Annotated in this window: 28 protein-coding genes; 26 read left to right on the top strand and 2 right to left on the bottom strand. The window is 68.2% G+C overall.

Annotated features, from left to right (window positions below; genetic code table 11):
* The first annotated feature begins 24 nt into the window (after window positions 1-24).
* The 6 genes from ACZ6S0_RS47450 to ACZ6S0_RS47425 are packed head-to-tail and all read left to right on the top strand — an operon-like array spanning window position 25 to window position 1,864.
* Window positions 25-312 carry a hypothetical protein gene (locus tag ACZ6S0_RS47450; protein ID WP_465926713.1) on the top strand — a complete coding sequence of 96 codons (288 nt, stop codon included), beginning with the start codon at window positions 25-27 and terminating at the stop codon, window positions 310-312.
* Window positions 305-622 carry a hypothetical protein gene (locus ACZ6S0_RS47445; protein ID WP_465926711.1) on the top strand — a complete coding sequence of 106 codons (318 nt, stop codon included), beginning with the start codon at window positions 305-307 and terminating at the stop codon, window positions 620-622. Before ACZ6S0_RS47450 ends, ACZ6S0_RS47445 begins: the two co-directional genes overlap by 8 nt.
* Window positions 615-1,040: a hypothetical protein gene (locus ACZ6S0_RS47440; protein ID WP_465926709.1), complete on the top strand. Its 426-nt coding sequence runs from the start codon at window positions 615-617 to the stop codon at window positions 1,038-1,040. Before ACZ6S0_RS47445 ends, ACZ6S0_RS47440 begins: the two co-directional genes overlap by 8 nt.
* Window positions 1,037-1,264, top strand: a complete 228-nt coding sequence (locus ACZ6S0_RS47435; RefSeq protein WP_465926707.1) for a DUF2283 domain-containing protein — start codon at window positions 1,037-1,039, stop codon at window positions 1,262-1,264. The genes ACZ6S0_RS47440 and ACZ6S0_RS47435 overlap by 4 nt, the downstream gene beginning before the upstream one ends.
* Complete coding sequence (locus ACZ6S0_RS47430; RefSeq protein ID WP_465926705.1) at window positions 1,257-1,655, top strand: DUF6221 family protein; 399 nt, start codon at window positions 1,257-1,259, stop codon at window positions 1,653-1,655. The genes ACZ6S0_RS47435 and ACZ6S0_RS47430 overlap by 8 nt, the downstream gene beginning before the upstream one ends.
* Window positions 1,652-1,864, top strand: a complete 213-nt coding sequence (locus ACZ6S0_RS47425) for a DUF6011 domain-containing protein (RefSeq protein ID WP_465926704.1) — start codon at window positions 1,652-1,654, stop codon at window positions 1,862-1,864. Before ACZ6S0_RS47430 ends, ACZ6S0_RS47425 begins: the two co-directional genes overlap by 4 nt.
* A gap of 379 nt (window positions 1,865-2,243) precedes the next feature.
* Here ACZ6S0_RS47425 and ACZ6S0_RS47420 read toward each other — a convergent pair whose 3' ends face one another.
* A complete protein-coding gene (locus ACZ6S0_RS47420) occupies window positions 2,244-2,393 on the bottom strand; it encodes a hypothetical protein (RefSeq protein WP_465926702.1) in 150 nt (49 codons plus the stop codon).
* Window positions 2,394-2,528: 135 nt separating this feature from the next.
* On the opposite strand from ACZ6S0_RS47420, the gene ACZ6S0_RS47415 reads away from it, so the two are divergent.
* A complete protein-coding gene (locus ACZ6S0_RS47415) occupies window positions 2,529-3,383 on the top strand; it encodes a hypothetical protein (protein WP_465926700.1) in 855 nt (284 codons plus the stop codon).
* A 371-nt stretch (window positions 3,384-3,754) separates the two neighbouring features.
* Window positions 3,755-3,982: a hypothetical protein gene (locus ACZ6S0_RS47410; protein ID WP_465926698.1), complete on the top strand. Its 228-nt coding sequence runs from the start codon at window positions 3,755-3,757 to the stop codon at window positions 3,980-3,982.
* Window positions 3,983-4,007: 25 nt separating this feature from the next.
* Here ACZ6S0_RS47410 and ACZ6S0_RS47405 read toward each other — a convergent pair whose 3' ends face one another.
* Window positions 4,008-4,487, bottom strand: coding sequence for a hypothetical protein (locus ACZ6S0_RS47405; RefSeq protein ID WP_465926696.1), 480 nt, complete (start codon window positions 4,485-4,487; stop codon window positions 4,008-4,010).
* Window positions 4,488-4,621: 134 nt separating this feature from the next.
* Here ACZ6S0_RS47405 and ACZ6S0_RS47400 point away from each other — a divergent pair, with 134 nt between their 5' ends.
* The 18 genes from ACZ6S0_RS47400 to ACZ6S0_RS47315 all read left to right on the top strand — a co-directional run.
* Window positions 4,622-4,933 (top strand): hypothetical protein, encoded by a 312-nt coding sequence (locus tag ACZ6S0_RS47400; protein ID WP_465926694.1) that lies wholly within the window; start codon window positions 4,622-4,624, stop codon window positions 4,931-4,933.
* Window positions 4,934-4,958: 25 nt separating this feature from the next.
* Window positions 4,959-5,447, top strand: coding sequence for a hypothetical protein (locus ACZ6S0_RS47395; RefSeq protein ID WP_465926692.1), 489 nt, complete (start codon window positions 4,959-4,961; stop codon window positions 5,445-5,447).
* Between the two features lie 55 nt (window positions 5,448-5,502).
* Window positions 5,503-5,841: an HNH endonuclease gene (locus tag ACZ6S0_RS47390; protein WP_465926690.1), complete on the top strand. Its 339-nt coding sequence runs from the start codon at window positions 5,503-5,505 to the stop codon at window positions 5,839-5,841.
* 402 nt (window positions 5,842-6,243) lie between these two features.
* The gene (locus tag ACZ6S0_RS47385; RefSeq protein ID WP_465926688.1) at window positions 6,244-7,284 is read left to right on the top strand and encodes an HNH endonuclease; all 1,041 of its coding nucleotides are present in this window, start codon (window positions 6,244-6,246) and stop codon (window positions 7,282-7,284) included.
* 234 nt (window positions 7,285-7,518) lie between these two features.
* Entirely contained in the window at window positions 7,519-7,710 is a 192-nt protein-coding gene (locus tag ACZ6S0_RS47380; RefSeq protein WP_465926686.1) for a hypothetical protein, read from the top strand.
* Window positions 7,711-7,829: 119 nt separating this feature from the next.
* The gene (locus ACZ6S0_RS47375; protein WP_465926684.1) at window positions 7,830-9,323 is read left to right on the top strand and encodes a hypothetical protein; all 1,494 of its coding nucleotides are present in this window, start codon (window positions 7,830-7,832) and stop codon (window positions 9,321-9,323) included.
* Window positions 9,324-9,331: 8 nt separating this feature from the next.
* On the top strand, window positions 9,332-9,568 hold the full coding sequence (locus tag ACZ6S0_RS47370; RefSeq protein ID WP_465926682.1) for a hypothetical protein: 237 nt from the start codon (window positions 9,332-9,334) through the stop codon (window positions 9,566-9,568).
* Window positions 9,569-9,666: 98 nt separating this feature from the next.
* Window positions 9,667-10,959, top strand: coding sequence for a phage portal protein (locus ACZ6S0_RS47365; RefSeq protein ID WP_465926680.1), 1,293 nt, complete (start codon window positions 9,667-9,669; stop codon window positions 10,957-10,959).
* Window positions 10,960-10,962: 3 nt separating this feature from the next.
* Window positions 10,963-12,063, top strand: coding sequence for an HK97 family phage prohead protease (locus ACZ6S0_RS47360; protein ID WP_465926678.1), 1,101 nt, complete (start codon window positions 10,963-10,965; stop codon window positions 12,061-12,063).
* 14 nt (window positions 12,064-12,077) lie between these two features.
* Window positions 12,078-13,346, top strand: coding sequence for a phage major capsid protein (locus ACZ6S0_RS47355; protein ID WP_465926676.1), 1,269 nt, complete (start codon window positions 12,078-12,080; stop codon window positions 13,344-13,346).
* A gap of 135 nt (window positions 13,347-13,481) precedes the next feature.
* Entirely contained in the window at window positions 13,482-13,898 is a 417-nt protein-coding gene (locus tag ACZ6S0_RS47350) for a hypothetical protein (RefSeq protein ID WP_465926674.1), read from the top strand.
* 9 nt (window positions 13,899-13,907) lie between these two features.
* Window positions 13,908-14,216, top strand: a complete 309-nt coding sequence (locus ACZ6S0_RS47345) for a hypothetical protein (protein WP_465926672.1) — start codon at window positions 13,908-13,910, stop codon at window positions 14,214-14,216.
* Between the two features lie 57 nt (window positions 14,217-14,273).
* A complete protein-coding gene (locus ACZ6S0_RS47340; RefSeq protein WP_465926670.1) occupies window positions 14,274-14,942 on the top strand; it encodes a hypothetical protein in 669 nt (222 codons plus the stop codon).
* Window positions 14,942-15,238 carry a hypothetical protein gene (locus ACZ6S0_RS47335; RefSeq protein ID WP_465926668.1) on the top strand — a complete coding sequence of 99 codons (297 nt, stop codon included), beginning with the start codon at window positions 14,942-14,944 and terminating at the stop codon, window positions 15,236-15,238. Before ACZ6S0_RS47340 ends, ACZ6S0_RS47335 begins: the two co-directional genes overlap by 1 nt.
* 1 nt (window position 15,239) lies before the next feature.
* A complete protein-coding gene (locus tag ACZ6S0_RS47330; protein WP_465926666.1) occupies window positions 15,240-16,793 on the top strand; it encodes a hypothetical protein in 1,554 nt (517 codons plus the stop codon).
* A 77-nt stretch (window positions 16,794-16,870) separates the two neighbouring features.
* On the top strand, window positions 16,871-17,611 hold the full coding sequence (locus tag ACZ6S0_RS47325; RefSeq protein ID WP_465926664.1) for a head-tail connector protein: 741 nt from the start codon (window positions 16,871-16,873) through the stop codon (window positions 17,609-17,611).
* An 86-nt stretch (window positions 17,612-17,697) separates the two neighbouring features.
* On the top strand, window positions 17,698-18,147 hold the full coding sequence (locus ACZ6S0_RS47320) for a hypothetical protein (RefSeq protein WP_465926662.1): 450 nt from the start codon (window positions 17,698-17,700) through the stop codon (window positions 18,145-18,147).
* Window positions 18,147-18,499 (top strand): hypothetical protein (locus ACZ6S0_RS47315; RefSeq protein ID WP_465926660.1); only part of this gene is annotated, 353 nt, incomplete at its 3' end. The genes ACZ6S0_RS47320 and ACZ6S0_RS47315, both read left to right, overlap by 1 nt.

The raw sequence follows: 18,499 nt of genomic DNA, 5'->3' as shown, positions 1-18,499 counted from the left end.
CCTCGCCTCGCTGCCTGGCTCCGCATGTGGGCCGACAGGATCGACGACAACGGGGCGATCAAACGCGCCCATGTGTCGTTCACGTTCGAGACCGGCAAGGGCCAAGTGCTCCACACCGACGGGAAAGGCTGCCCTCTGTACTTCGTGCAGGCCGACTACGAGCGCGCCCACGCTGAGGCCGACTCCAACCGACCTGACCCGCTCAAGGAGGACGTGATGCGGTTCCTCGACGCCGTGGATCGACAAGGAGACCTCCCGCCCGGCTGGTCGCTTGGTGGAGTTGCAGGCCGTGAGGAGGATAGCCGTGGCTGACGATCTCCGCACCGAGTACGGCCTGTACATCGCCAAGGTCGGAACCGACGAGCGCCACCACTACCGCAAGGGCACACACCCCGACGATCTGCCCGGCCTGTTCGACCTCGCCCGCCACATCATGGGGGAGGTCCGAGCGCGGCAAGGGCACATCCACCGCCTGCACGGCAGGTGGTCAACGGGCGTGGAGATCTGGGAGTCGCCGTACGGAGACCAGGACCCGTTCCAGCCGCCGGATCGCCTGCTCGCCTACGCCAGGTGGGAAGACGGCGACCTCACCATGGCCGACCGTGAGGTGGGCCGTGGCTGAAGACCTCCGCCAGCGCTACGCCGAAGCGCTCGCCAACCACATGAAGGATCCTGCGCACAGACACGCCAACGACCCGCTCCACGGGTTCGTCTGGGACTGGGAGTGCTGCGCGGACGCGGTGCTCGCAGTCCGCGAAGCCGTACGAGACGCAGACCTGGAACAGGTCAAGGAGGACGCTCTCGCAGTCGTGGCCGAAGCAGCCGAGGACCGTGACGGGTGGCGGGAACGCGCCGAGAAGGCCGAAGCCCGACTGACCCGCATCGATGGCGAGCACCAGGTCCATTCCTGCTCCGACGGCCACCTGCTGGACCGCACCCCCACCCCGTGCGTCAACGACGGCATGTGCTCGTGCGGGCAGCGAGGGGACCGGTGCCCGACCCGAGCCGTACTCGACGACACCACAGAGGAGACAACGTGACCCTCAAACGCCACCCAGCAACGTGGACCTTCGACCCGAGAGTCGAAGCCGCCTACTTCCACCTCACCCCCGGCAGCGAGAACATCAGACGCGCCCACCGGCTGCCCGTGGAAGCGTTGGTGAACATCGACCTGGACGAGGACGGCAAAGTGATCGGCGTGGAGGTCATCACTGGGTGGTGGCCTGAGCCGCTCACGCCGAAGGAGGAGGCGACCAATGGATAACCTGATCAAGTTCCTGAGGGCGCGCCTCGACGATGACGAGCAGATGGCTCGCGCTGCGGCCTCGGGGCCCTGGACGGTTACGCACGATCCGCTGGGAACCCACGTGGAGAACGGCGACGGCGTCGGCCGCATCGTGATGAGGTCAGGCAGGGATCGCCTCAACGACGATGGCCGTGAGGAGAATGCCGCCCACATCGCCCGCCACGACCCGGCCCGGGTGCTGCGTGAGGTCGAAGCCAAGCGGCGGCTTCTCGAGCAGTTCAGGTTGCGAGGCGACTCCGTCCGCGCGACGGTGCAACCCGCTACGGGCGGGGTCTGGGATGACCTTCTTCGCATGCTCGCCCTTCCGTACGCCGATCACAAGGACTACCGCGAGGAGTGGCGGCCGTGACCCTCCTCGACCTCACCGTCCCACCCCTCCAGCCCATGTACTGCCTGGGAGCCTGCGGCAAGCTGCTGCGCGATCCCAAGTCCCGCGCCCTCGGGTACGGGCCGGAATGCGCGGCCAAGCTCGGCATCATCGCGCCGTCGCAGCCGCGCTTCTCCAGGCGGGACGGCGGAGACTGCGAGGGACAAGGCGATCTGTTGGAGGAGACGTGACTCGCGAACGTCGCCCCTTGAACACGCACCAGTGCGCCCGCCCTGAGACACCCCACACAGAATCGTGGCGCTGTTCCGAGTGCGGCCTTCTGTGGGAGCCCTCACCCGCCACGCCCTCAACGGCCGGCACGGCGGGGAGTTGGCGCACCTGGGGCCAGCGGCTCGCGACCGCGGGGAGCGTCGCCGGCGCCGCGGCGACACTCGCCTTCTTCTGGTCGATCGGGATGCGCACAGCAGCCGTCGGACTGCTCCTGGGCGCGCTCGTGCTCGCCGCCTGCACGTGGGGTTGGGAGAAACTCCGCAGCCATCGGAGACACTGACCGCTGGCGTATCGGCGATAATAAGAGGCATTGTGTACGACCCGAATCCTGCCCTCGTCTCACGCCACCCACGCCTGCCCGCTGTCGAACTGCTGCACGGACCACGCTCGGGTGAGTCCTATCTGGTTGCAGTCGGTGTCCGCATGACGGGCGACGAGCTGGTGGACGTGGGGCAGTGGCTTATCGAACACGGCCAGCTTTCCGAACATCGAAGACGGTAAGACGCGAAAGCGGCCCTCCACCCCCATGGAGGACCGCCCTCAACCCCACAACCCTCGCCAAACCCACGAGACCGAAATCGCCTCAGTTCTCCCGAAAAGCGTACTAGCACGTCAGGGGGACACGTGGCTCTGGACTGCCCGGTCGCGATCTGCGACCGCATCATGCCCGGCTCGGCCCGCATCTGCGGAGCCTGCGAAAGCGAACTCCAGCGGGAACTCCGCAACATCCCGGACCTGTTCACAGACCTCGACCTGGCCATCTCCCGGCAGACACGGATGGGCGCCGGCGCGGTCGGCGGACACAGCACGGAACGCCCCCTGCCGTGGCATGAGCGGGCATCCGAAGCGGCCGAGCACCTGTCCGTGCTACTGCTCGGCTGGGCTCGCGTCCTGAACGGTACCGTCCAGCCGATCGCCGGACCCGTCTGTGCCTCCTGCGAGCACCCATCCTGCACGTACGCCGACCTCGGGCGCGAGCCCGGCCGCCGCCCGGATCAGGTCTCCGCCTGGCTAGGCCGCCACTCGGCTGCGCTGATCCGCCACCCGGCAGGACCTGACGCAGTGGAGGAACTGCTGCTTGCCTGCCGTCACGCCCGATGGGCGATCGACTCGCCGCCTCGCGATCTCATCTACGTCGGACCGTGCGACGGCTGCGAAGCAGACCTATACGCCCGCCCGGGCACCTCGCACGCGTTCTGCCGCTGGTGCACCGACGAGGAGGGCGCACGACTCCGCTACGAGGTGTACCCCCGCCGCAAGTGGATGCTCGACGCGCTGGAGCACACCGAACTGCCCGCGCCGGCCATCGCCCGCGCTCTCACCAGCCTGATCCGCCCGATCAAGCCCGCCCTGCTGCACACCTGGGTGGCCCGGAAGAAGCTGTTTCCGATCGGCCTCGACGAGAGCGGGCGCATGCTCTTCCGCGTGGGGGACGTCATCGAGTTGATGACCGCGTCGGAGATACGCAAAGCAGGTTAGTTGCGCAGACAACCAAACCCTGACATGATCCCTACTGCTAGCTTGGCGAAAGTCAGCGAGAAAGCCCTCCCAAACCGGAGGGCTTTCCGCGTTCCACGGTCCTATACGCCGCTAGAAACCCACAGACGCGCGTCCCGTGCTGGGAGACGCGCCCCGGCTTCGCAGCCCCACCCCCCGTTGGCCCTGCGGAGCCCTCGTGACGGCCTGGCTTCCCTCTTGGGATCTGTGAGGGGTCCGCCGGGGTGGGGAAGCCGGGCCGCCACCCCCTTCAGACCTCCGGGCGGCTGGTTTCCAGCCGCACGCCGCATGCTTGGCCGCCGCCCGGAACCCCGTTCGAATAGCCGTTCGACTCTCTGGGTAGGCTCGCCTCCGTGCACGAGCCACCCGCCGTACGTCTACCAGGCCACCCAGCGAAAGCGGGCTACATCCTGGCGTGGCGGAAGACCGGCAGCGGCGAGTGGGAAGCCCTCGTCGAGTACGTTCTCGACGTTCCTGGCTTCAGGGGCGGCCTCGAACCCCAGAAGTCCTGGATGAGAGGCCACGAGGTAGAGCCCATCAAGGGTGAGGACTACAGCAGAGTGCCACGCACCCGAGCCTGACGCCCCGTCGTCGCGGCCCCCCGGCTCAGCCCGTCTGACCCTCGTCGCTGATCGTCTGCCTGATCGGGTAGCCGAGCTGCGCCGCCGTGTACTGCACCCGGCCGCGACGCGTCACCTCAACCCCGTAGAACTCGTGGCCCGCCGGAACACCCGCCACCTTGAAGAAGAACACACAGCCCCTCTCGCGCTGCACCCCGGCGTCGAGGCGGCCAAGCGCGATCGTCGTACCCGCCGCGTCAGTGACCACCACCTGAGCGCCCGACGTGATGTCCGCGTACGCCTCGGCACCCGTGCAACCGGGCCAGTTGCGGGTGACCGACGGGAACCTTACGTCGAGGACCACCTCACCGTTGATCGTCAACGGTGGAGGCGTTGCCGCTGCGACAGGTGCCTGAGGTGGCGGAGAGGGTTCTGCCTCGGGGCCAGGTAAGACCGCAATCAGCACCGCGGCCACCGCCGCTAACACTACGAGCGCCACTCCGGCCACGGCCAGCACCAGCTTCATGCGGGCATCCTGCACCGTTCCACACCGCAGGCGCCAGACCCAACTCACAACAAGATCCTCCCGTTCTCGGTGGGAGGCAAGAGAGCCCCGAGGCCCTCCCGGACTCGGGGCTCTCGCGATCACCGGGAGGAAACGTGAAGCTCTGGATCATGGGCATGGTGAAGAGCCAAGACGTCAGCGTGTGGGAACTGGGCGGTGTCTTCTCCACCCAGGAGAAGGCGGTGGCCAGGTGCGCGGAGCCCGACGACTGCGTGTGGTCTGTAGCACTGGACGAGGTGCTCCCCAGGGAGACGATCGAGGTCGGCTACTACCCGCTGGCTGGCGAGCATGAGAGCGACCAGGCAGACAATGCTGAGGTGGGCCGACGCGTGGTCGAGGCCATCCAGGAGTACGAGAAGCGCCGCAAGGGCGACGACAACCCAGACCCGGAACCTCAGCCCGCCTGACGGTGGACGCGATGAGGAGGCTCCCATGAGATGCGCACACGCGTCGGCCGTTCCTGTCGAATCTGCTGTTACCGGGGAGGTCCTCGCCGCGCTCTGCCCTGACTGTGACGCCCAGATGCCCGCCGAGTTCCTGGGCTGCCCGCACAGGAACTTCATCGAGACACCGAGCCTCAGCGAGCCGCCGGGGCTCGGCATCTGCAACGACTGCCGCACCAGCGGTTGGCTCAAGAGCACGCCCAGAGACCCGAGTGCTGGGACTGTCGCACAACTTGTGGCCGCGGGATTCGATCCCGCCTCCGCCTACCGGGCTGTGAGGAGCGGGGACTATGGACGCCTGGCCCACACCGCGTTCGAGCGCCCACGAGCAGTGGTCTCGTTGGACCAGGACGTGAGCGCCGAGAACCTGGCGAAGTTCGAGGCTCGGTTCCGCGCTGCCCAGCAGGAGCCGTACCGCGTGATGTTCCTGCCTGCCGCGGCCAGTCTCACGCCCACGTTTGGTGAGATAGACGGCTGATAGCGATCGGCCCAGGGGACCATCAATCCGGGCGGGGCAGGCGAAGGGGCACGGCATGACCAGACGGGAGTGCCTCGACTGCCGGGGCTTGCATTCCGGGACAGGCCCACGCTGCCGGGGATGCACCGGGAGACGCCAGCAGCAGCGAGACCAGCAGCGTGGAACCACCACGCAGCGTGGACTCGGCTGGGACCACCAGCGTGCGCGCGAACAACTGCTCGCCGAGGCCACCGTGTGCGAGGTGTGTGGCCTGCCGCCCACTGATGACGACCCGCTCACCGCAGGACACGTGATCCCACGCGCCCACGGTGGCAGCAACGACCTCGCCAACTACCAGCCCGAACACGCGAGCTGCAACTACCGCAAGGGCGCAGGCACAGGGCGCACCGAATAGGCCAGCCCCCGCTCCCCGCCCTGCCCTGCCCCCTCCCTGCCCCCTGCCTGCCCCATGCCCCTACCCCCACCACCCACCCCAGTGCCCAGACCCCATCGCACAGAGCAACACGATCACGAACGTTGATCACTCAACAGCGATGAACGACACAACCACGTTCGCGAACATCACTCGAACATGGGCAAAGGCGCAGGTCAAGGCCAGGGCTGGGAGGCCGGGGGGCACCTAGATCACGGGGAGATGATCATGGGCTCCTGACCCGTCCCCCAGGTGTCTCGATGTCTGGGCAGTTCCCACATTCGAGCGATCACATGAACACGCAAACGCCCCTCAGGTAGCTCCTGAGGGAAGGAAGCCCCGGCATCCCAGGTGCCGGGGCTTTCGCATTCCTGGGAGTTCTGCATGGAAGCTGAGTGGCTGCTATTCGTGTGTGTGGACTGCGGGATGGAGTGCCACCGTCGTGCTGGTCGGGGCCGCCCACGGCTGCGGTGCGATTTATGCCGCCAGGCGCGCAAGACAGCAGACCGGAGCGCCCGGGCTCTGCCTGTTCGACGATGCCCGACATGCGGCCAGCGCGTTGAGCGTGGCTCGCGTCGCACATATTGCTCGCCGACGTGCCGACCGGGCAATGTGGGCGTGGGGTTGGCCTGCGCGAGTTGTGGCCAAGGGTTCACGAGTACGCGCAACACGGGGCAGCGGTTTTGCTCGCTGGCCTGCTCATATGTGGCACGGAAGGGGATCGCCCTCGAGTGGATGCAAGAGCCCCGCGCGCGGTCCTGTAAGGCATGCGGTGCCGAGGTCATTTCGAGGGGACCTGTTGTGCTGTGCGTGACATGTCGGTCCGTGCGGAACCGCCAGCGCTGGCAACAGAAGAATGCCCGTCGAGCCGCCTTAAGTGCGGCGTTGAGGGCGGCACCACCGAAGCACCGCCATGGTCCGGGACCATCAACCCGGGTCTGGTTTCCGGATTGTGTCCGGTGTGGACGAGTCTTCGCGGCGCGAAACAGTCGCTTGCGCTTGTGCAGCGACGAATGTCGTCGCCTCCGCATCATCGACCGGGACCCTCGTCGTCGTCCGCCTGCTGAACGGGCATGCACCTGTGGAGCGGTGCTCCCCGCGTTTGGGAGAAAGAAATGCGATGCCTGCGTGCTTGAGACTCGGCGGGCATCCAAGCGGCGCCGGAAGGCTCGTAAGCGTGGCGCCGCGTCCGAGCCGTACACACTCATCGAGATCGCGTTGCGGGATGGTCTTCGCTGCCAATTATGCGGCGATGCGGTGGACATGCAGTTGAAGGTGCCGCACTTGAAGGCGCCGACGATTGATCACACCGTCCCCCTCGCAAGAGGAGGCGACGACACAAAAGCGAACGTCCAGCTCGCGCACTTCCTGTGCAACAGCACGAAGTCCGACGGCCGATGGCAGCACCGTGCGCTGGTCGGGTAGGAGGTGGCATAAATGCCGAACCCGCCGAAGTTGAACCCCCAGCGTGGCGCTCGCGGCCGGGGCGTGGTGGCGCTGCCCGCCAAAGGGCGCAACGGGGATTCCCCCGCATGGCCTCTAGCTGGCCGTCAGACCGCATCCGAGAAACGAGCTTGGGACGACCTGTGGAAGACACCTCAAGCGGTGGAATGGGAGCGGCTGGGGTGGGCGCGTACGGTCGCGCGATACTGCCGTGTGATGGTCGCGGCTGAGGCCAAGGACGCCTCCCCTGCACTGCTCGCTCAGGCCACCGCCCTGGAGGACCGCCTTGGTTTGACGCCGAAGGCCATGCGTCTGCTTCTGTGGCAGATCGAGGGTGAGCAGGATGCCGAAGTCTGGACGTTGCGGCCAGCCGCGTCGGAGGGCCGCCGCATCCGTGCGGTGGACTAGGCAGGTGTTCTCACGCGATGCCGTGGAAGGGTCCAGACGAGAACAATCATTGGCCGACGCTCGGGTACCTCATCGGCGACTGGATTGAGAAGTGTCTAATAGTTCCCGACGGGGACCGGATGGGCCAGCCGTATCTGCTCACTGACGAGATGTGGCACTTTCTGCTGCGGCTGTACCGGCTGCGGCCGGATGCCACGGCTGACATGGGGTCGGAGGCGTTCGTCTACTACGGTGCTCAACTCGTCCGGCCGCAGAAGTGGGGCAAGGACCCGTTCGCCGCGGCGCTGATCTGCGCGCACGCCCTCGGGGAGGACCAGTTCGCTGGGTGGGACGCCGCCGGCGAGCCCGTTGGCCGTCCGCACCCGTCGCCGTGGATCCAGTGCGTAGCCACGTCGGAGGACCAGACGGCCAACACGTTCAACCCGATCGTGACGATGCTCCGTGATGGGCCGCTCGCCGGCATGCCCGGCCTGGACGTGGGCGAGACGCGGGTGAAGCTGCCCGGCATCGGCTGGATCGAGCCAGCGACGTCCTCGGGCCGTGCCCGGCTGGGTGCCCGGCTGACGAAGGCGACGTTCACCGAGTCGCACCTAATGATCGAGTCCAACGGCGGCGTGCTGCTGGCGAAGAACATGAAGCGCAACATCGCCGGCATGGGCGGACGCTGGGTCGAGATCACCAACGCCTGGGACCCGACCGAGCAGTCCGTAGCGCAGCGCACCAACAAGGCCAAGGCGCCCGGCGTGTACATCGACTACCGGCCGCCGCGGACCCAAGTGGACTTGGACGACGACGCCGCAGTCCTTGAGGAGATCCGGTACGTCTACGGCGACTCCATCCGCTCGCGCGGCGGCTGGGTGCGCGAGGGACGGATCCTGGCCGACATCCGAGATGAGTCCACGGGCGAGAACGAGGCCCGCCGGTACTTCCTGAACGAGACCAAGGGCGGTGCCCAGGACGCGATCGACGGCATCAAGTGGGCGGCGCTGGCCCGGCCAGGCGAGCTTCTGGCCGCCGGCGCCAAGGTGGCGCTCGGGTTCGACGGGTCCCGCAACCAGGACGCAACGACCCTGATCGCGTGTCGCGAGGACGGCCGGCTGTTCCAGGTTCGTACGTGGGAGCGCCCTCGCGATGCGAAGCCGGACTGGAAGGTGCCTCGCGCGGAGGTGGATGAGGCGGTGCGCGGCGCGTTCGAGGCGTACAACGTGGGCTACCTCTACGCAGACCCCTATCGCTGGCAGGACTACATCGACACATGGTCGGCGCTGTGGCCGGACAAGGTCGTGGAGTTCCCGACGAATGTCGAGATTCGCATGGACCGGGCGATCGAGCGGTTCATGACGGCCTACCGCAACAAGGAGCTGACGCACGACGGCGACGAGCTGTTGACGCGGCACGCGGGCAACGCGGCGCTCGCCAAGGGGAAGCGCAAGCCGCCTCGTGAGGACTCGGGCATTCCGGAGTTCTATCTGCGGGTCGTGAAGAAGAAACAGGGCCATTGGATCGATGCGTTCGTCGCTGCGATCCTCGCCTACCACGCCCGTGGCAAGGCGGTTGAGGACGACGTGTGGATGCAGCAAGTGTCGGTCGAGCCGTTCGCGGTGTGGGGTTAGGAGGGGCCATGGCGTTGACGGTGCCGCTGGAGCGAATCACAAGCGAGGCTCGGCGGATCAACCTGCGCAAGGGCCTCCTCGCCTTCGTGCGCCTGCTGGGGACGGGCCTGCTGGCGATCCCGTATGGCGTGGCGTGGGGCCTGCGCGTGGTCGTGCTCGCGCTCACGATGCTGTGGGTCGCAGCGGCGGCTGGCTGGCGCGACGCGGGCAGCCCTCGGCGGCCTGAGGGCGGATCTGAAAGCTGATGGGGCTGTGGGAGAGGGTTACGTCGGAGACTCGCGGCCGGAGGCAGCGCGCCCGAGGCGGCGACCGTAAGAGTTGGTCGGAACCGAGCTTCTGGGACTTGGATCGGCTGCGCTGGCCGTTCATCGGCTCGTCGTCGATGACGTCCGACCGAGAGCAGATCGAGAACGACTTCCCGGGCTACGTCCAGGGCATCTACAAGCGCAACGGGCCCATCGCCGCACTGATGCTCGTGCGCTTGGCCGTGTTCTCGGAGGCACGGTTCACGTTCCGGAGGATGCGGAATGGTCGCCCGGGCGACCTGTTCGGCACGGCGGCGCTGGCCCCGTTGGAGACGCCATGGCCGGGCGGGACGACGGGTGACCTGCTTGCCCGGATGATCCAGGACGCTGACCTCGCGGGTAACGCGTTCATCGCGCGCGTGCCGGGGACGAAGCGGCTCCGTCGACTGCGCCCGGACTGGGTGACGATCGTCTCCGCCTCGAAGGGCAAGCCCGAGCTGTACGGCGCTGCCCTGGACGCCGAGGTGATCGGCTACTACTACTCGCCGCGGGCGCCCGGCGTCCGAACGGACACGTTGCTGCGGCCGGACCAGGTGGCGCATTTCGCGCCCATCCCCGACCCCGAGTTCTCGTGGCGAGGCATGTCGTGGCTGACGCCGGTGCTGCGGGAAATCAGCTCGGACCTGGCCGCGACCAAGCATAAGCTCGCCTTCTTCGAGAACGGGGCGACTCCTGCGCTGGCCGTGAAGCTGGACGCGTCGGTGACCCCGGAGATGTTCCAGCGCTTCAAGGCGCTGATGGACGAGCAGCACAAGGGCGCCGACAACGCGTACAAGACCCTGTACTTGGGCGGCGGCGCAGATGTGATGCCGCTGACGATGGACCTGCGCGCGCTGGACTTCAAGTCGATCCAGGGTGCTGGCGAGTCGCGGTTGGCGGCCGCGGCCGGTGTGCCGAGCACCATCGTGGGCTTCAGCGAGGGACTCCAAGGCAGTTCGCTCAACGCCGGGAACTACGGCTCGGCGAGGCGCCGTTTTGCCGACGCGACGATGCGGCCGCTGTGGCGCAACGTGGCCGGGTCGCTGGCGTCTCTGGTCGACGTCCCCAGCGGTGCCGAGCTGTGGTTCGACGCGAGGGACATCAGCTTCCTCCAGGACGACCGCAAGGACGCCGCCGAGATCCAGCAGGCCAAGGCTGCGGCCATCCGGCAGCTCGTGGACGCGGGCTATGACCCGAAGAGTGTGGTCGCGGCGATCGAAGCCGAGGACATGACGCTGCTCACTCATACCGGGCTCTACAGCGTCCAGCTCCAACCACCTGGCACGACGGCCGCACCGAGTGGGCCTCCGCCGCCCGATGACCCATCCGGATCCGATCCGGCGAAGGAGTGATGAATGGACACCAAGGCGCTCCGCGTCGAGATCAAGGATGCGGACAAGGGCGAGGTTGTCGCGGTCTTCAGCACGTTGAACGCGATCGACAGTGACAACGACGTGACCTTGGAAGGCGCGTTCGACGAGGGCGCGCCTGTCGTGATCTCCGCCTATGGCCACACGAGCTGGGACGGCAAGTTGCCGGTCGGCAAGGGCGTCATCCGCGCGACGGCGACCGAGGCCCGGCTGGAGGGCAGCTTCTTCATGAATACGACTCACGGCAGGGACACCTTCGCCACGGTCAAGGAGCTGAGCGAAGCCGGGCTCCAAGAGTGGTCCTACGGGTTCGATGTGATCAGCTCTGAGCCGGGGGAGTGGGACGGCAGGGGCGTCCGGCTGCTGAAGCGGCTGAAGGTGCATGAGGTGAGCCCGGTCCTGCTCGGCGCGGGGGTCAACACGCGCACGCTGATGGCGAAGTCGGCGACACCGGAGCCTCATCTCAAGGGCACGATCGCCCCGCACGAAACCGCGGTCGTCTCCACGTCGTGGGACGGTCTGAAGACGGTGTCCGATCTGCCGGAGGATGCCCGGCCTTCGCACCTGCGGAGCGTGTTCGCATGGGTGGATCCGCTCGGCGACCCGGAGGGGAAGTCGAGCTACAAGTTCCCGCACCACGAAGGCGTCGGCGGGGCCGCGAACATCCGGGCCTGCCTGGCGGGGATCGCCGCACTGAACGGTGCGCGCGGTGGTGCCGGCATTCCCGATGCGGATCGCGAGGGCGTGTACGAGCACCTGGCGACCCATCTGCGTGAGGCCGACCGGGAGGTGCCTGAGCTGCGCTCGCAGCCGGGTGGTCCGACGAAGTTTTCCGACGAGCTGATGGAGGGCATGGGCGTGCTCTCTGGGCTCATCGATAGCGCGACGAGGGTGGTCGCTCTCCGCGCCGAGAAGGGCAAGCCGCTGAGCCGGGTCAACGCCGAGATCCTGGACTGGATCGACGACGACCTGCGCCGGCTGAAGGCCCTGCTTTCCGTTCCGACGAGCGAGCCCGAGCCGGAAGTCGATGACGAGGCGATCGCCTCGATCATCGCGGCCGGTATCGCTCGCCTCCAGAACCTGTAAGAGGGGGAGCGACCATGACGGTCGAAGCAGCAGAGAGAATCGTCGAGTTCCCGGCGCTGAAGGACGCGCAGGCCAAGCTCGACGCCAAGAGGAAGAGCCTGGCGGACATTTTCGCCGAGGCGGGTGCCGACTACGACATGGCCAAGGTCAAGTCGATCGAGGGCGACACGCACGCGAAGGTCGCCTTCATTGGCCAGCTCAACGGCGAGATCGACGAGGCCAAGGCGAAGGTCAACGAGCTGCTGGTCGTGGCGCGTGCCGCCGCGGTCGCGAAGGCGGCCGGGGAGACTGAGCGCGGCGACAAGGACGTCAAGGACGACGGTGAGCGGCGCACGAAGGATGGGCGGGGGCAGTCCTTCGGCGAGCAGCTGGTGAAGTCCCAGGCGTGGAAGGGGTACAGGTCCGGCCAGGGCGTCGGCCCGGCTGCGAGTTTGGACCTGGAGCTCAAGACTTTGTTCCAGACCACCGCCGGCTGGGCTCCGGAGACGACTCGTACCGGCCATCTGGAGATGTTCCCCACCCGGCCCGCGCCGCACGTGGTCGAGTGGATCCCGCAGACCACGACCTCACAGGCGGCCGTGGTCTACATGGAGGAGACCACGTACACGCCCGCCGCGGCGGAGACGGCGGAGGGCGCCGCGTACCCGGAGGCGACGCTGGCGCTGACCGAGCGGACCCAGCCGGTCCGCAAGGTCGCGGTGTTCCTGCCGGTCACCGACGAGCAGTTCGAGGATGAGCCGCGCGCCGAGGCGTACGTCAACAACCGGCTCCCGTTCACCCTCCGTCAGCGCCTGGACTCCCAGGCCCTCGTGGGCGACGGCACGGGTGTGAACCTGCTCGGCACCGCCTCGGTGGTCGGGATTCAGACGCAGGCGAAGGGCGCGGACCCGATCCCGGACGCGATCTACAAGCTGTTCACCAAGATCCGCGATGACGGGTTTGCGGAGCCTTCGGTGCTGTTCATCCGGCCGGCGAAGTGGCAGGAGGTGCGGCTGCTCAAGACCGCGGACGGCGTCTACATCTGGGGCAGCCCGTCCGAGGCTGGACCGGCCCGCATCTGGGGTGTCCCGGTCGTGGAGACCACGGCGGCACCGGCCACGTCCGCCGTTGCCGGCGACTACACCAACTTCTCGGAGCTGGCGGTTCGCCGGGGCATCGACGTCCAGGTCAGCAACTCGCACGGCACGTACTTCGTGGAGGGCAAGCTCGCCATCCGCGCGGACGTGCGCTGCGCGGTGATCCACTACCGGCCCAAGGCGTTCGGCACCGTGACGGGCCTGTGAGGCCAGAGCCAGCGGCGAGGGTCACGGTCGGCGCAACGGCCGTGGCTCTCGCGCCCGGTGAGGTGCTGTACGCCATCCGATCCGCTGGCGCGGACGTCGTGCTCGCGGTCCAGCGCACCTGAAGGAGAACCACACATGCCAGTCATGGAGGGCACCCGCGGCCTCAAGCAGGCCGTGGGGGAGTACGACTTCGCCGTGGACGGCGGCGCGGTCGGCACGATCACGCTGCGGTCGGCGCCGAGTGACTCGAACGGCAACGACATTCCCGCAGGCTCGGTGATCATGGGCGGCTACATCGAGGTGGACACCGCGGTGACGTCGGCCAGCGGCAACACGGGAACGATCGCGGTCAACAGTGAGGGCGCCGCGGACATGCAGGCCGCCACCGTGACGTCGGGTGCCCCCTGGTCCACGACGGGCCGCAAGGCCATCACGCCTGTCTTCACCGTCGGCACGTCGGTGAAGACCACCGCCCGGCGCAGCCTCGCGATCACCGTGGCCGTGGCCGCGCTGACCGCGGGCAAGTTCCGCGTCGTGGCCCTTTACGAGTAGGAGGCGACGATGGCTCTCCAGTTCGTGAGACCGCAGGACAAGGACGCGGACGCGGGCCACATGATCGCGACCGCGCGACTGTGCCTGACCGAAGACCGCGCGCGGTTGGTGCGGGACACCGACCCGGACGCGCGCTGGCTGTTCTGCGTGCCGGGCTCACCGATCAAGCGGGTGGACGCTGAGCGATACGGCTTGCTCGACGAGCCCCAGCCAAAGCCCAAGCCAGAGCCCGAGCCAAAGTTGGAGGCTCCTGTCGGGGAGCCGAAGGCACGCACCCCGGCAGCGAATAAGGCCCGCAGCCGAGGCGCGGACAAGTAACCACGAACCACATCGACGGCCGCCTGCGGGCGGCCGTCGGCATGCCCTGGAGGTGCCATGCCGTTCAACGTCGCTGGCCAGAACGATGCGCTGTCGGGCGGCATCGGGACCGCGATCACGCATGTCGGTGTGAACACGCTGGTGACCGGGCCGCCATCAGACACAACACCGGGGACGGGCGCAACGGCCGCCTCGACGGAGGCGTCGGGCGGTTCCCCTGCCTATGCCCGCCAGCCGGTGACATGGGCTGCTGCCTCATCCGGGCAGCGCTCCAACTCGGGTGCGCTGACCTTCGACGTGCCAGCCGGGACCTACGGGTTTCTCACCTTCTGGACGGCGTTGACCGGCAACACCGGGACGCAGTACCGGGGCTGGGCGCCGATCAACGGCAGCGTGAAGGGGTTCTTCTCCGTCGACACCACGCTCGCCAACGACACCCTTCTCTCCGTGGCGCACGGCCTCTCCGATGGCGACCGCGTGATTCTCATGAACGTGTTCGCCGAGTCGCTGCCGACCGGGCTCGTGGAGGGCGCGGCGTACTACGTGGTGAACTCAGCGACGAACTCCTTCAAGGTGTCGAACTCGCTGGGCGGTGCGGCGGTGGACATCACAGCGGTAGCCGGTGGCGAGGGCTTCTTTCAGAAGGTGATCCCCGAGGTGTTCGCCTCGCAGGGGCAGCTCACAGTGGCCATTGGTGCCTTGGTACTCGACGGGACGGGGATCTGATGACAGCAGGTCTGCAGATCACACAAGCGGAAGTCAACGCGCAGGCGGGGACGATCGCGCGAGCCGTGTTCGCGGCGCTGAGCGACGTGACCGAGTTCAAGGCGTGGCTCGACACGGTCACCGTCGGCGACCTGGAGGCCCTCGGGTTCTCCAACGCGGACGCGAACACGTTGAAGTCGGCATTCGCCGACCTCGCCGACCTCGCTGGTCTGTTCCAGGGCAGCGCGGCAGCGCGGAACCTTCCATACGACTACCGAACCTTCGCCCGGAGGCTGATCGGAGTGGGGGTCTACTAGTGTGGCCACCCCCCCGATCGTCGAGGTCCTCTCAGACGCCGAAAGCGGCGCCAGTGCGTCCGTAGTCACAGGCGCGGGTACGCAGGTCGGAGATCTGCTGGTCGCGGCGCACGGCTCCAACTACTTCAACGGCACCGGCATGAGCGCGCCGACCGGTACAGCTGGGACGTGGACCGAGCGGGCGTTCGGTGACGCAGGCACGAACACCGCCCATCTCAAGGTGTGGACCCGGACGGTCACCTCGGGCGGCGCTCAGACTGTCACGGTCGCGCCGGTCAGCAGCGAAGAGGCGTATCTCTTCGTGTACGTGATCCGTGACTGGTCCACGGTCGACGACGCGCAGGCGAACGCATCAGCGACAGCTACGACGAGCCCGGTTGCTCCGTCCGCCACGGCGGTCGGCGCTGATGACCTGCTGTTGTGTTTCTGGCAGACCGGCGCCCCGCATGGCGGACCCAGCTTCACTGCTGCGCCGAGCGGGATGACTGACCTGCTGCAGGTCGCTGACCCGGTCGGCCCGTTCAGCAGGCTCGGCACCGCACGACAGGTCCTGACCGCGTCAGGTGCAACGGGCAGCCGGACGGCGACGATCAGCGCGGCGTCGCAGTACGCCTCCGCATCGATCGTCATCGCGGGCGTCAGCGGCGGCATCCCTGTGGCCGCGACCGGTCTGGCACCTGCGGCGGCTGCTGGGCTCGCCGCAGCACGCAAGGTCGCTCCCGGGGCGGGCCGCGCCTGTCAGGCGTCCACCGCAACCGGGATCGCACGCAAGGTCGCTGCTGTGTCCGCCAGGGCCAGCGTGGCGGCGGCCGGGAGCGCAACCGCGCGGAAGGCCGCACCGGCTGTGGCCAGCGCTCTGGCAGCGGCGGCACCCTCGGTGGCCGTTCGGAAGGCTGCACCCGCTACTGGCCGCGCCTGCGTGACTGCAGTCACGGTCTCGGCCGTGCGCAAGCTGGCTCCGACCATTGCCCTGGCGCCAACGGCTGGGGTGGCCACCGCCGGAGGCCGGAAGCAGGCGGCTGCGTCGGGCCGGGGCGTGGCGGCTGTCTCAGCGGCAGGTGCGCCGCGCAAGGTGGCCTCCGCAGGCAGCGCCTCCTACGTCGCTGCCTGGTCGTACCGATCTCAAGTGTTGGCACGCTTCGTGACGGGCGCGTGTGGGGCGGCCCTCGTCGGCTCGGTGGCGGCACGCAAGTCGATGCCGTCCTCTGGCCGATCATCGGCTGCTGCGTCCTCCGGTTCGGCGGCTCGGCACAGGACGGCCGTGCTGGCGGCATCCGGGGTCGCGGTCGCAGGCAGTGTTCACGTACGGAAGACGGTCGCGGTGGACGGTCGCGGCGTCTTGACCCCGGCGGTGCTGGCCGGTGCTCGGAAGCTGGCATCGACCCTTGGTAGGTCGTACGTGGCGGTCAGCGCGGCACATGCCGCTGAACCTGAACAGAGCGTCGGGTCCATGTCTATCCGTGAGCGGCCCGCCTCGATGGCGCTTCCGCAGGATCGGCCCGGCTCTTCGATGGCTACGCATGCTCGTTGGGCGGCGGGGATGGAGGGCGCGTGAGCTGGGATCTAGGCGATTCAGTGCCGCTGTCCATAACGATCAAAGATCCTTCCGGCGCTCTGGCCAACGCTGGCTCGGTGTCACTGACGATCACCTTGCCGGACGGCAGCACGGTCGCACAGGGCCCGATCTCGCCTGCGTCGACCGGCGTCTACGACTACGACTACGCCACTGTTCAGGCGGGTCGGCACAGCGTCCGATGGCTGGCCACTGGCTCGAACGCCTCCGCCTACACGGACGCGTTCGACGTTGAGCCGCCTGACGGCGGGGCGTTCATCAGCCTGGCCGACGCGCGCAGCCATCTGAAGAAGACCAGCACGGGCGACGACGAGAAGCTGCGCGGGTTCATTGCGGCGGCGTGCCAGATGGTCGAGGACCGGATGGGGCACGTCACCCCGGTCACGCTCACCGTCGACGGCTGCGGCCGGACTGTGATCCTGGAGCGGCCCGTCATCTCCGTGACCAGCGTCGTACGGCTGCCCGGCGGCGAGGCGATCACGGCCGCCGACGAGCTGGCGGGCACCGACGGATGGATCCTGAAGGCGGGCGCCGGGGTGCTCAAGCTGTCGCGCTCGTATGGGCGGGTGCGGGCCACCGTCCGCGTCGGCCGCTCGCCGCTGCCGGGAAACTTCCGGCTGGCCGGCCTGGAACTGATCGCGCATCTGTGGCGGACCTCGCAGCACAACACGAGCGCGGGCCGGCCGTCGCTGGGCGTGGACGAGACGGTGGTGCCGGGCGTGACGTACGCGCTGCCCTACAACGTGCGCCAGCTCCTGGGCCTCGACAAGCGGCCCCAGCAAGAGGTGCTGGTCGGTTGACCGTGAGGCGCCGCCTCACTCCAGACGCCGTGAGGCAGTGCCTCACACCGGATACGACGAGAGGGACATGCCCTATGCCGCCGACCGTGAGCACGGTTCCGGCCGCCCTGAAGGCTCTGGTGGCCGCCGCCGGGCGAGCGAACCCGGGCCTGCAGGTGGTGGACGGCCAGCCGTACGAGGACATCGCCGACGACCTGATGATGATCGGTTTCACCGGCGAGCCCGGCGAGCAGGCGGTCACCTCGGCCCGCTCTCAGCAGCAGCCGGCCACCGCGCCGGATCGTGAGAGCTACGACGTGACGTGCCTGTCCGCGGCGTGGGGCGGCCAGGACGTCGACCCTGAGCCGGTACGCGAGCGCGCCTACGGGTTCGTCAACGCGCTGGCCGCCGAACTCGCCGCGGACACCACTCTGGGTGGCGCGGTCGGCCGGTCACGGATCTCGACCGACGTGTTCGCCCAGGCGCAGACCGAGCGGGGCGCTTCCGCGGTGGTGCGGTTCGTGGTGCACGTCGAAGCGTTCACCGGGCGTTTCTGATGGCCAAGGCCAGGGCGTACACCGAGGGCGCGGCGGAGATCCGCTGGTTCGTCCGGCAGTTCGACACCTTCCCGAAGGAGATCCGCCAGGAGCTGCGGCCCAAGCTGCGCGCGATCGGCTCCACCGCGCTGGCCGGCGTCCGCGCGCAGGCGGCCTGGTCGACGCGGATCCCAGCCGCGGCCCGGCTGAAGATCGGCCTGTCGAAGCGGAATCCCGGCATCGCCATCGAGGTCAACAAGAACCGCGCCCCGCACGCTCGCCCGTACGAGAACGACGACCGCGACGGCAGCTTCCGGGCGCCGTTCTTCGGCGACCGCTCCCGCTGGTACGCCCACCCCGCGCGCCCGTTCCT

The organism is Nonomuraea sp. NPDC051298 (assembly GCF_055586305.1).
The sequence above is the reverse complement of the archived record's forward strand: the minus strand, read 5'-3'. Positions and strand labels throughout refer to the sequence as shown.